This is a genomic window from Paraeggerthella sp., from assembly GCF_048427265.1.
Taxonomy (GTDB): Bacteria; Actinomycetota; Coriobacteriia; order Coriobacteriales; family Eggerthellaceae; genus Paraeggerthella; species Paraeggerthella hominis.
In genome coordinates, this window is sequence record NZ_DBFOSR010000059.1 from 1 (window position 1) to 12,828 (window position 12,828).

The window sequence follows — 12,828 nt, forward strand, 5'->3', positions numbered from 1 at the left end:
GCCATCCTGCGCGTGGAGCCGGTCAAGATCGAGGCGGGCAGCACGGCCGACCTCACGGTGATCGATCCCGAGGCCGCCTGGACGGTCGAGGTCGACGGCTTCGTCTCGAAGGCGAAGAACTCCGGCTTCATCGGCGCCGAGTTGAAGGGTCGCGCCACCGACGTCTACGTGGGCGGCTACGCAACGCTCGAGGACGGCGCGATCGTCGAATAGGACGCTTCAGAATCGAACCGGGGCCATGCCCTGGTATGACGCGGGCTCTCATCGAACGGTGCGAGCCCGCGGTACGTTGCGGCCCCGCATCGCTTCGCTGATGCGGGGCCGTTCTGCATGTTCCGGCTAGCGGACTTCGATGGTCGTGGGGCGCAGTCTATGCTGCCCGTTGTTCGATTCTTCCCCCAATGTTGCGTTCGGAAGACAAGCGCGCGGGCGATCTTGGATGTGCCCGTGCGTTTTGCCTGGTCGCAGATGCTCGTCTCTGACAGGCGGGCTTCGACGCGCGCCCGTGCGCAACATTGGGGGAAGAACCGCACGCGCGAGCGCGCGATGCATGGTAGAATCGTTTCGTTATCGAGCCAATGTAGGCGCTCTTCGCTTCGCGGAGCAGCCCATAGGGGAAGCCGAGCCCTCGCTTCCTGGTACCACGTCTGCAAGATCCTCGTAGTCAAGGGCGAACGAGGGGATTCCTATGGAGCCTATGCAGGTTTGTTTCGGCTACCGAACCGCTTTCCAGATGTTGCGAGCGATCGATGCGCGGGAGTTCGCGGGGGCGAAAGGTGCCGCGCAGCGCCTGCCCGATCGAGCGCTGAGCGAGCGCGAACTCGAAAAGCTGATCGAAAGCGTAGAGAGCGATCATCCTGGCTTGACGATCGATCGCCCCGCCCATCTTCTTCTAGGGACCGCTTCGAGATGCCGTTCCACTTCGCGCCGAGTCCCGCACGTTTCCACAGTGAAGATGCGAGGAGAGCCGTTGCTTCGACTGCCGGGCGGCATGGGCGTGTGCAGCGCGCCGCTTGCTTGCATGCAGATGGCTTCATCGGCGAAGGACAAGATCGACCTGCTTGAGTTGGTCTACGAACTGTGCGGAACCTATCGGACCAAGCGGACGTCGACTGCTCCGGCGTACCAGGTGCCGGCTCTTGCTTCGGTGCGATCCCTGCGCGATTTCGTCTCCGTCAATCCTTCTATCAGAGGCGCTCGGAGCGTGGCTCGCATCATGCCGTATTTGACGGACGGATCGGCTTCTCCGCGCGAGACGAAGCAAGCGCTCATGCTGGGCTTGCCTACTTCGTACGGTGGATACGGTTTGGGCATTCCGCAAATGAACTACGAGGTGAAGGCAAGCGCGGCCGCCCGAGCGCTTTCCGGCAGAAAGAGCTTTCGCTGCGATCTGTGCTGGCCGGAGGCGAAGCTCGATGTGGAGTACCAGAGCAGGGAGATGCACGAAGGCGAGGCAAGTCGCATCAAGGATTCAAGGAGGGCGAATGCGCTGATGGCGATGGGCTGGACGGTTGTCGGCGTCACCAATGACGAACTGGACAGCCTTGTTGCCACCGACGCGATTGCCCAGGCGATTCAGCGACAGCTTGGTAAGCGCGTGCAGATTCGTGTTTCTGATTATCATGCGCGCAAATTGAGGCTTCGGCGGCGGCTTGGGCTTCCGGTAGGCTACGACTAGGGCTTCGAGCGGGCCTTGGTGAGCGATTCTTTCCGAAATGTTGCGCTCACGGGGAGTTTTCGGGTTGTTGAGGTAGCGCATTCCCAGCTGATCAGGCAATTTGGCGGCGCGTCGTTCGGCGGTTCGTCGAAATAGGTTGAAATGCGCAACATTTGGGGAAGAACTGCACAAGCGCAGCGCCCGTCCGGCACCCGGTACCCGCTTGGCGGACGAGCGCCGCCCGTACGGCTGCATGAGCGCAGCGCATCGGCATGGCGGGCGTGCCATGCCGATGCGGAAGCGATGGCGGGCATGTATCGTGCGTTTGCGAGCTCGACTACCTCTGCTTGCTGCTCCTTCGACGTCTTGCGGCAGCGGCGCCAAGCGCGCATGCGGCGAGCGCCGCGCTTCCGACGGCAAGCAGAATTGCCGGAAGGAGATCGTCGCCGGTTCTCACGAGAGCGGTGGCGGCGCCGTCGGTTTGCGGGTTTCCCGAACCGCCGTTGCCGGATCCGTCGCGCGGCATGGTGAGCGCCTTCACGCACACGTTCGTGACCATCGACTGCTCCGATGCTGCAAGGTCGCGCCCGTAACCCGCAGGGTTCGTCCAGGTGCTGCCGTCGGTTGATACCCAGCTCGTCTCGGGCTGGCCCGCAGCATCGCGTCCAAGGTACGCTGGCTGCGCCTCCGGCAGTTCAAGGTCGGGCGTGAAGACCTCCACCGCCACGGGATAGGCGTACGATGCGTTTTGCAGGCGCACGACAACGGAGAACGAATCGCCCGCAGAAAGCTCAACCGGCTTATCGAGCGCAACCGTGCGATAGCCGGGCAACTCGGCGGTGCCCTTCTGCGTCGAGACGAGATTGCCCGAACTGGGGTTGTCGGCGTCGGTCAAGTTGCGGTATACGTCCACCTGGTACGCGGCGTTTTCGCCCGTGGTGCAGATCATGACGCGATCGAGCGTCTCGTCGCGCTTGCTTGCGTACGTGTTCGCCGCAAAGCCGCTCGTCGAACCGTCGATCGACAGGGAGTTCAGCCAGCCGGCGGTATCTTTCTGGTAGGTTTGCTCGCCCTCGCGCGCGAGGTCTCCCGTGAGCGCTCCCAGCAGCGTGAGCGACGCGTCTTCGTAGGATATCCAGCAATAGCCTTCATCGCCGAAGTCCGTTCCCCAAGAGTTCTTGACAAGCCATGCGCCGTCACGCGCAGGCCGCATGCCCTCGTTGAAGCTAGATCGCGGGAAGGCGTCGTCCCAGCCAACGATGGCAACGTAGTGGTCGGGTGCGGAGAAGGGTATGTTGGGCGCAAGGTAGTAGCAGTGTTTCTCGGCGTTGTAGTTGCCGAATCCCGAGCTGCTGCAGAACTCGGCAATTACCGGCCCCTGGTTTTCAACGATGTCTTTCGCTCGCGCTTTCATCGCGCTTTTTTGGGGAACTTCCCAATATGATGCCGCCTTTCCATCAAGGAACGCGGTGCCCGTCAAGCGCACGTCGCTTGCGTAGCGCAGCGATTCATCCAGGTTGTAGGGGCCGTCGTTGATGCCCGGTTGCACGAGCGCCGCGCCCTTGCCGGCGGCCAGGCTTGCTGCCAGCCTGAATGGCGCGATGCCGCCCAGGTAGGGATTGTCGGGCATGAATTCGTTTATGCCGAGGGCTTCGCGCTCCTCGTTTCCCATAACGGTGAAGTAGGCGGCCTGGTAAGGAGACAGGTCGAGCGAGGGGCCGCCGTTGCGCAGCACCGAAGACTCAAGCGAGGCGATCGACGAGAAAGACCAGCAGATGCTCGAGGAACCTTGGTTGCGCACGGGCGTCACGAAGCCATGGTCGCGCAGGTCGAACGAAGTGCGCTCGGCAGGGACGTCTCCGGGCGTTTCGGCGGTGTCGAAGGCGGTTGCACGGAAGTAACGACCGTCGGGTTCTAGCCATGACGAGCCCAACACGTAAAGGGAGCCATGGTAGCTGGTGATGGTTGGGGAAAGCGCCTTTGCGTCCGACGAGCGTTTGCCGTAAGGCTCGAACGAGGTTCGCCCATCGCGCAGGACGTAGGTATCCGCCTTGCTGTCGGCTGAAAGCGGCCCTACCATGACGATGCCCTCGGAGACCGCGGCAAACGAGCGCGCGTCATTGGCACCGCTGAGGAAGGCGGGGAACGCGTTTTCAAGTACGGTACCTGCGCCGTTGCGTACCGTTTCAAGCGATTTGTTCTGCGTGTCGTATGCGTACAGCGTACTGCCGCTGGCTACGACCTGCGGGTTCGTTCGCGCGACGGCAAGCGTGCCGGCGGGTGAGAGCGCGCCGCTGCTTGCGTCGTACGACAGGATGCCCGTCGCGGAGTCTTCGCCTTTGTCGCCGCCTACAAGGAGGAGCGTCTCGTTGGCGTTCACAAGCGTCGATCCGAGCGGGATGCCCTCAGTGGGAAGCTCGCTCCAGCGGTCGGAGGCCGGGTTGTAGGCGTACAGGCGCACTTCGGCTTTGTCGGCGCTCGCAGGATCGACTGCACCCCAAGAGCGGGGAACCCCGCTGCTTACGATCTCCATCGACGTTCCTTTTACCACGAGCGTTCCGTTCCATAACGCTGCGGAAGCATCTTGCAAAGGCTCGGGCAGCGCGGACGCTTCCATCCATGCGTCAGCGGGAATGTCGTAGCGCCACATGCGCTGCACAAAGACCGATTCCTCGATAAGGGCTGTCTGGGGCAGTGCGTACAGATTGTCTTGCAAAGGTTGAAGGATGCCCGAAGTCTCGTAATCGATGAAATCGTCGACCAGGTAGTCCTCTCCCGTTGAAGCGGGCAGCGAGAGCGTGCGCTCGAATACCGTGGAGCCTTCGCTTACGAAGAACGATTCGTGTGCGCTTTTCTTTTGCGTGGTCGTCACGCGTACGTCCACGATTCCAGATAGCGGCTCGCTCGACGTGAGCTGTATGGAATCGTCGCTCCATGCATCGATCGTCGCAGGAAAGCTCTTGTCCTCGTCGCCAAGGCCGGCTGCTCTTATTTCGACGGTTCCAGCAGATGCGCCGAACGCGGAGCCCTTTACTTGAAGCGATGTCCCTGCGGCGTCAAGCGATTCGACGGTGGGATTGAGCGACGTGCCGGGCGCGGACGGATCGCCGACGACGGATAGGTCGAGCGTACCGCCCGTTGTGGTGCGGCCTGCCAGCGAAGCGTTCGGACGTACGGAGCCTTTGAGGCGCGAGGCACGTTGGGCTGCCGTGTCGCTTGGGTGCTGTGCAGCCAGGATGGCGCAGGCGCCGGCAGCTGCGGGCGTGGCCATGGACGTGCCGCTTAGATAGTCGTAGGGGACCTTCTGCGTGCCAATGCCGACGGAATCGAACCAAACGACAGGCTGACCTCCGGCTACAAACGTAAGGCGCAAGGCGAACTTATCGAAGTCGACGTTGGCGGGCAGGTCGAGGTCGAGCATGTCCCAGGTTTGCCCGAGGAACTTCGCAAGCCCGAATTCGCCATCCTGAAGGGAATCCCATGAGCCGTCCTTGAGTTTCACCTCGGCGCCGAAGGGGGCTATGAACATCTCGCTGTACATTGAAAGACCGAACATCGTAGCAGCGTCATCGGTAGGGGGCGTTATGCCCGATGCGGTAATCTCCACAACGTACTTCGCATTGCTCCCGTGAATATCGATCGGTTGATCGAGTGTTGCGGAAAAGCTGCCGGAACCGTTGGCAAACGCGGACGTGTCGTGCGAGGCATTGGTGAGGGGAACCGACTCGCCCGTGGCCTTCACGGCTGCGAAGGCCACGGAGCTGGCGTCGCCGCCCGCATCGAACCCTTCGTAGAAAAGATTCGAACCTTCGCTCGCAAAGTCGGGCATGTATCGTGCGTTTGCGAACGGCACGGTTGACAAGATGCCGCCGCCCGGAGCGCCGATGTCCACGGTGTTCGCCCCCCAGTGGCTTTGACTCCATAGCTCGTCGGCCGCGTTCGTGGCGGCCACCACGACGACGTAGGGGTTGTCTTTGAGCACCGATCCGGAATAAAGGTTCTCGTCGTTGTCCCGCGTCCAATTGCCCGCTCCGAACACCGAGACGATGCCGCAGCTCTCGCCGAGGTCCCGTACGGCGGCGTCGAGCGACCGGGTGGCTTGGGCGACCACCCAGGAGTTGCTGGTCACCTGTACGTTTATATGCTGCTCCAACACGGCTTTCTTGATGAAGGCGTAGGCGTTCAGCTGATCGACGAGCGACGAAGTCGCGTCGCCGTTCTTGATGATCATGAGCTTGGCATCCGAAGCGATGCCGCTCGTGCCGGCGCCGTCCCATTCCGCCGCTACGATGCCGGCGCAGTGCGTGCCATGGCGTACGCGGTCGGTCACGTCGGTCGCATCGAGCGCCGGGTTGGCCGCCGCCTCGGCGTTGTAGCCGTACTCGCCGCAGCCGAGTGCCTGCTGTTGGGCGGCTGTGAAGCGGTAGATGGAATCGTCGAGATCCGGGTGGCTTGTGTCGATGCCGCTGTCGAGGACGGCTACCACCACCTCTTTGCCGTCCATATTGCCGTTTGCCGTATTCCAATCCGGCGGGTTGGCGCTTGCCGTGTTCGGAAGGTCGGGGGTTTGCAGGGTGGCGGGGTTGTTTTCGAAGCCCCATTGGAAGGCGGTCATGTCCTTGAACGCGTTGTTCGCGGCTCCGTTCGTCGCAACGACGTTCGATATCGCGCGTGCGGCCGCCGACTCCTCTGCGTCGGGCAGCGTCGCGCCCGTGTAGTTCGGCTCGGCGAACAGCACCGATGGGTTGTCGGCGAGCGAGCGCAGTAGAGCCTCGGTGCTCATGCCCTCGTCGCGAACGACCGTCAGGCGGTTCGCGGAGCCGTTGCCCTGGTCGTCGAGCTCGATCAACGGTTCGACGACCGCTTCGGCGGACAGGGGCATTGCGGCTGCACTGTCGAAGCATGCCACGACCTCGCCTTCGACGTACGGGCCGGCGGCCAGCATTGCCGGGATGTCGTCGGCCCAGGTGGAGGAGGGGTCTGCTGCGGATGCCGATGCGATGGGGACCATCCCGAACGCCAAGGCGAGCGCGAGCACGCTTCGCGCGATCCTAGTGGATACTTTCTTGTCGCATGCGGTATTGCTTGCGTCCATGGGCGATGCTCCTAGCAAACGGTGACGGTTTCTGCTGGCAGGTGCGGCCCAGCCCGGAAATTCCCCAGGGCGCGCCCCTCTTTGAAGCTGTGAATACCGTGGTTACTCTACGCATTGAAGAGCAACAGAAGTGCAACAAAAAGATGGCGCGGCCGGTCGTCGGGGCGCTATCGCGGCTGCGAGCGGAACGCGCCCGATGAAAACTCCGCCCACGAGTATGCGGGCAGGTAGTTGCCGCGGTACGAGTTGACGGCAATCGGATCGCCGTCAAGGAACCGGTAGCTGTCGCACTCGATGGCGTGCGGATCGATTGCCAGGTTGTTCCACGTCTTCACCAGCACGTCTTCGACGTGCGCGGCTGCAAGCGCCGAGCGCAGATCGGCGACGAGCGATTGGTAGTAGCTGCGCTGCGAGGTGCTGTGCGGGACGTCCTCCCATAGGGTCGCGCATGCCTCGCGCATCGTCACTCCCGATCCGCGTCGATCGACCAAAAGCGCTAGCAGCTCCTTGGTCTTCGACCGTTTGAAAGCCAAGGGCTCCCCGTCGACAAGCGCTTCGAAGCCGCCGAAGGTTCGAATGCTGATGCGCTTGGAGGGCTCCTGCGGACTGCGCTCGTAGATGAAGGTCATCTCGCGCTCGAGCTCAGCTGCCTGCACCGGTTTGAGCAGGTAGCCGGTGGCATGGAGGGCGAACGCATCGATCGCGTACTGCTCGTAGCTGGTGACGAACACGATATGCGCGTCGGGATGCAGGTCCTTCAGGCGCTTGGCAAGCTCGAGCCCGCTCATGCCCGGCATTTCGATGTCGAGGAAGGCGATGTCGACCGGACGAGAGCTCGCGTGCTCGAGCGCCGCCCGGGGCGTGGCGAACGAAAGCGGTTCGCAGGACGGATAAAGGCTCTTCAGCGATCTGATCAAGTCGTTCAGCGCAAGCGGCTCGTCGTCTACGGCAATGATGTTCACAAAAACGCTCCTTGTTGTGCGGGAAGGTCGAGTGGCACGCGTATCGTTGCTACCGTGCCCTCGTTGCGCGACGAGCGCACTTCGAGCGTGCCCTGGCAGCATTCCGCCAAACGCACGCGTACGTTCGCGATGCCTACATGCGCGCGTTCGTCGCGCGCGGAGGGGTCGGTTGCCTCGAAGCCTGCGCCGTCGTCGGACACCGTGATCACGGCGTCGTCTTGCTCGCGGCGCGTGGTTATCTGGATGCAGCCGCCCTCTTCAAGCGGGGCGATGCCGTGGCGCACGGCGTTCTCAACGACGGCTTGCATGGTGAGCGGCGGCAGGAAGAAATCATCGAACTCGATGTCGAACCGTGTGCTCAGTCGGGATCCAAGTCGACGTTTTTCCAGATCAAGATATGTTTTTGTATGTTGCAGCTCGCGTTCGAAGGGAATGGGCGCCTTGCTGGTGAGCGAGGACATGTTCCTGCGCAGAAACGAAGAGAAATCGCCCACGGCGCGCGCCGCTTCTGCAGGGTTGCTCGAGCAGAGTTCGCGAATGCCCGCCAGCGTGTTGTAAAGGAAGTGCGGTTGGATCTGGCTCAGCATAATGTCGGCTCGCGCTTCCGTCAGCTCTTGCTCGCGTTGGGCCAGCAGGGCCTTTCGTTCGGATTGGATGCTTAAGAACACCAGGAAGATGGCAAGGGACACGGCCGTGTTCATGAGCGCGATCCCGAAAACGGCCACCTGCACGACTTCGGCGATTATGGGAAGCGCGATATAGCTGGCGAACCCCGCCAGCTCCTTGCGTTCGAGATGCGCTCGGTAGCGAATCACGATGGCCGCGTTGCGCAGGTGCAACGCGACGGGCACCACTTGCGCAAGCCAAAACAACGGGCCGCGCACGTAGCCTAACTCGGGGTCCACGCTGAAGAACATGCCGTTGAAAAGAGAGACGATGCAGCCTGCCACGTAGAGCGATAACAAGGCGATCGACGCCCGGAAGTAGTTGCGCGCGATGCGCGTGCGCTTGGAAAGAAACGCTACGATGTAGCCCGTGAAGAACAGGAACAGGGGAGCGGGGGCCGTATAAAACAGAAACGCTCCCGCCAGCATGACGGCATGCTGCGCGGCGCCGAGCGGTACGGCGAACATCCAGGCCGTCATATCGCCGAGGGCCATGACGGCGTTGCAGGCGCAGATGCCCGCGAAGCACTGGTTCGCGCGGTCCCGTCGGTCGCCGCTGACCAGTACGTACGTACCTAAGATCAGGCACAGGAGCGCGCTGTACAAATCGAGCGCGATATTGAACTGGTGCAGCATGCCCTCCCTTTCCCGACGCGGTGAGCGGTGCTCGACGATACGGATGCTCGTCATTGTACCAGTGACCGGCGGCTTGCAGGGCGGGCGTCGCTCCTGCAAGCCGCGCAATTCGCTTAGTCGCGTGCGGTTCGCCGCGTCCTCGTTCGGGCGAATGCGCCGACAAGCAGTGCCGTCAGGCCGACCATGCCGGCTGCCGATGCGGTTGCGGCCGTACCGTCTCCGGTGGACGCGAGCGGCTTGGCCGCGGTGCCTTCACTCGTTCCTGCGCCCTGGTTCTTCGTTTCGTCGCCCGGTGCGCCCCCTTCGCCGCCTCCGGTATCGGCTTCGCCGCCTGTATCGATGGCTGTCGCGCGGAATACTATGCGTTCGGATTCGAGGTTGGAAACGGCAAGCGCGTACAGGTAGCCGTCGTGAGCCGTTGCCGTAGCCTGGTAGACCGCGCTTTGCGAAAGGGTTTTCGCAAACGGTTGGAGTTTCGTTGCGCTTTCGGGCAGCAACGCGGTGTCGCAGCCCGGCTCGGCCAGTCCGACGACGGCGACCCCTTCGGCGTAGCTTGCCAAACCGTAGTTCCCGCGAGAAGCGTTGTACGGAGCGTCCGCCGGCAGCACGTTGTCCTGCTTCTCGATCGACCAGGTTCCGTTCGACTCGACGCCTCTCATGAGCAGTCCAGGTTGCGCTTCGTCGCTTGTGGAGAGACCTTGTGCGATGGTGAGGCTGTTGTTGGATGCGGCAAGGGAGGGGAGCGTTGTCGCGACCGGCAGGTCGGCAACGTGCGCGATCTCTCCCGTTTGCGGATCGTACGTGCGAACGCCCGCGTCCGCACCCGTTGGATCGACGCCGCCCGCCAGCAGCAGCAAGCCTTTCCAGGATGCAATGCTGGATAATAGCGCCTGCTCATCGTAGGGGCTTTGTTCCCAGGTGTTCGATTCGGGGCTGTACTGGTACAGAAGCTGCACCCGGCCTTTGCTGTTGTCTGCGGTACCTGACAACATGATCGAATCTCCCAGTGCGGTTATGGCGCTGTTCGAGCACGTAAGCGCTTCAGGAAGATCGGCGCACCGGCTCCATGCGTTGTGGGAGATGTCGTAGCGCCATAGCCCCTTGGCTTGAAGGCCCTTGCCCAGGGTGAGCAGGTACAGCGACCCGTCGAGGGCGGCGGAGGAGAAGCTCACTGCGTCTTCGCGCATGAAAGCATCGATGGAAGCTGGGGAGGCGAGCTCTTTTTCGTACAGGGGAGGTGTAGGATCGTCGTCGGAGAACGTAAGGGCCGCCCGGTATCGCGTGGTTTTGCCGTTCGCGGCCGTAAGCAGGATGTCCGCTTTGCCGCTTTGGCGTCCGTTCGGGCGCTCTACGATCACCTCGTTGTCGCTCCAGGATGCGATCGTCGCGGGCGTGCCGTCGATCGAAAGCGCGCCCTGGGCGCCGTCATCGCCGAAAAAGAAACCTTGCACGACGATGGCGCGCTGGTCGTCGGTCGATTCCGCTTTGACGACGGAGGGCGTGTACGCCCCTTCATCCAAGCCGAGATCCAGTGCGCCGTCGGATCGGCACGTTTTGCTGAACGCGCTTGCCGGGGTGGTCGATCCTTTGAGGCGTGCGGCACACTCGGCGGCGGAGGCGGCAAGATCCAGTGCGCCGTCTTGGGCGAGCGTTGTTGCGCTGGGCGCCTCGTCGCGTGCGAGCACGGCGGCTGCGCCCGTTGCCATGGGGGCGGCCATGGAAGTGCCGTTGATAATGTCGTAGGAACCGACAGAGCCCTCGGAAGATCCCACGCCTATGCAGTCGAGGTTCACGGCGTCGTCGGCATTCGGGTCGTAGGGGAGCAGCACGACCATGCGCAGCGTCATGTTTCCGGCGTCGTCGAACGCCACTCCGGTCGAGCCGGAGTCTTTGAGCAGCTGCTCGAGATCGAGCGAGAGCGGCTCCCAGCTGTCGACCATGCGCGCCCGCCCGCTCATCCTTCCTAAACCTTCGTTGATCGCAAGCTGCACGGTTCCGTTGGAATCGAGCGTTTCTACTCCCCATGCGCCTACGAACATCTTGCCCGGTTTCTCCATGGAGAAACCGGCGTTCAGGCACTTGAGCGCGAATCGCTCCATCTTGCGAGCATCGCTCCTTTGGTCTTCCGGCACGTTGACGGACAGGTCGAAGGCGAAGGCGCGGCTGGCGTTCGTGCCGTTCGCGATGGCCATGTTCGCAAGTTCTTCAGAGGGCACCTCGTCCATATCCGCTATCTTGATGCTCCACGAAGGCGATTCATCGTAATGCAGCGCGAAGTCCGCGCTTCCTATGCTGCTGCGCGTCGCTTCGTCGCGCCCCGCGCTCGCGGTCGTGCACGAGGGCGAGCCGCCGGCGAACGTTTCGTACGCGCCTTGGATATTGCTGGGAGACGTTTCGGGAAAATAATGTTGCGTCGAGGCGGGCACGGTGGACAGTATGCAGCTGCCCGGTGCTGCGAGATCGGTGGTGTAGGCGCCGTAGTTGCTGAACGCGGAGAGCCGGCCCGTCGCATCGGACGAGTTCACGGCTACGGCGTAGGGGTTCGTCGCCAGCGTTGCCGAGGTGAACAGGTTCTGATCGGTGTCGAACGCGTTGTTCCCCGTGGCTATCACGGTGACGGCGCCCAGTCGTCCCAGCTCGGCGACGGCAAGCGAGAAGGCCAGGTAAGGCGCCGATCCTCCCCATGAGTTGTTGATTGCCTTGAGGTTCACGGCCGTGGCGATGCGCGCGAGGTAGTCGTAGGCGCGCAGCTCCATGTCGAGCGTTCCGTACCCCTGATCGTCTAGCATCTTTACCGCAACAAGACGAACACCGTTGGCCACGCCGCTTGTGCCGCTGTCGTCCCACGAGGAGGCGATAATGCCCGCGCAGTGCGTTCCATGCGCGTGGCGGTCCATCACGTCGTCCGGCTCGCCCGACCCGCTTACGTTCAGGCCGTAGGGGCCTCCTTCGCCCGCCAGATCGACCAGGCTCTCGCCGTTCCACATGACGTTTTTCAGATCGGGGTGGGTGTAGTCGATGCCGGTGTCCAGAACGGCTACCGTGCCGGAGGCGTTGGGGGCGGCGCTCTTCCAGCCTGCGTCCTTGGCAGCGGTCCAGGCGTCGTCGTTGATATCGAAGCCTTGTTGCGTGGGGTGTCCGGCGTTGCTCGTCGTCAGGCGCTCACCGTCGTTGCGTCCGGCCCATTGGTAGTCGCTCAGGTCGGCGAGGGGAGATGCGCCCTCGTCTTTGTTCGCTGCGCTCGTCCTTGCTGCGGTAATCGCGGCTGCCTCTTCGCGAGGGAGCTCTATCAGGTAGTTCGGCTCCGCCGAAACGACGCGCGGATCTTGGGCGAGTTCGCGCAGGAGGTCTTCCGTGGTCATGCCCTCCTGCTTGACCAGCACGATGCTAAGGTCTTGAGAGGCTTCAGGCGCGGATGCGCTTCGGCTGCGCGCGCTTGGAGCTGCCGCGTTGGCTTCGGGCGATGCGGGTGCGGATTCCGCCGTGGCTTCCTCGTACGCTTCGGTCGAGACGTCCATGAGGGATTCGGCCCTATCGAGCGGGCTTGCGGAGCGCGATCGGATTGCGTCGTCGGAAGAAGCGGAAGGATTCATGACGACGACGGCTTGGCCCTCCACGTATTCGCCGGCTTTCAGCATCTTGTCGATCGTCTGGTCGGAAACCCAGGGGTTGGCTGCGCTCTCCGTTGGCGGGGCCTCCTGGGCGAAGGCGGCCACGGGGATGAGCGAGCAGCACAGTGCGAGTGCGCTTAGGCAGGCGATAGCCTTTCGGACGGCAAGGTGCATGGAACGTCTCACTTTCGCGGGATTTAGC

5 protein-coding genes and 1 pseudogene are annotated in these 12,828 nt (G+C 62.8%); 2 read left to right on the forward strand and 4 right to left on the reverse strand.

Translation table 11 applies throughout. The features are described from left to right. Together ACMNI9_RS05805 and ACMNI9_RS05810 are read left to right on the forward strand one after the other, a co-directional pair. Positions 1-213 (forward strand): annotated as a pseudogene (locus ACMNI9_RS05805) (dihydroorotase); the annotation flags it as partial. A gap of 475 nt (positions 214-688) precedes the next feature. Next, positions 689-1,678: a DUF559 domain-containing protein gene (locus tag ACMNI9_RS05810; protein WP_418831220.1), complete on the forward strand. Its 990-nt coding sequence runs from the start codon at positions 689-691 to the stop codon at positions 1,676-1,678. A 316-nt stretch (positions 1,679-1,994) separates the two neighbouring features. Here ACMNI9_RS05810 and ACMNI9_RS05815 read toward each other — a convergent pair whose 3' ends face one another. The 4 genes from ACMNI9_RS05815 to ACMNI9_RS05830 form a co-directional block, all read right to left on the reverse strand. Continuing rightward, positions 1,995-6,752: a lectin like domain-containing protein gene (locus ACMNI9_RS05815; RefSeq protein WP_418831221.1), complete on the reverse strand. Its 4,758-nt coding sequence runs from the start codon at positions 6,750-6,752 to the stop codon at positions 1,995-1,997. A 167-nt stretch (positions 6,753-6,919) separates the two neighbouring features. Beyond that, positions 6,920-7,714: a response regulator gene (locus ACMNI9_RS05820; RefSeq protein ID WP_418831223.1), complete on the reverse strand. Its 795-nt coding sequence runs from the start codon at positions 7,712-7,714 to the stop codon at positions 6,920-6,922. After that, the gene (locus ACMNI9_RS05825) at positions 7,711-9,015 is read right to left on the reverse strand and encodes a sensor histidine kinase (RefSeq protein ID WP_418831224.1); all 1,305 of its coding nucleotides are present in this window, start codon (positions 9,013-9,015) and stop codon (positions 7,711-7,713) included. The genes ACMNI9_RS05820 and ACMNI9_RS05825 overlap by 4 nt, the downstream gene beginning before the upstream one ends. Positions 9,016-9,128: 113 nt before the next feature. Continuing rightward, complete coding sequence (locus tag ACMNI9_RS05830; protein WP_418831226.1) at positions 9,129-12,800, reverse strand: S8 family serine peptidase; 3,672 nt, start codon at positions 12,798-12,800, stop codon at positions 9,129-9,131. Positions 12,801-12,828: the final 28 nt, after the last annotated feature.

What these genes read in the sequence shown, in the direction of transcription:
- ACMNI9_RS05825 (WP_418831224.1), bottom strand. Translation starts at nt 9,015, where the DNA reads ATGCTGCACCAGTTCAATATCGCGCTCGATTTGTACAGCGCGCTCCTG.
- ACMNI9_RS05830 (WP_418831226.1), bottom strand. Translation starts at nt 12,800, where the DNA reads ATGCACCTTGCCGTCCGAAAGGCTATCGCCTGCCTAAGCGCACTCGCA.
- ACMNI9_RS05810 (WP_418831220.1), top strand. Translation starts at nt 689, where the DNA reads ATGGAGCCTATGCAGGTTTGTTTCGGCTACCGAACCGCTTTCCAGATG.
- ACMNI9_RS05815 (WP_418831221.1), bottom strand. Translation starts at nt 6,752, where the DNA reads ATGGACGCAAGCAATACCGCATGCGACAAGAAAGTATCCACTAGGATC.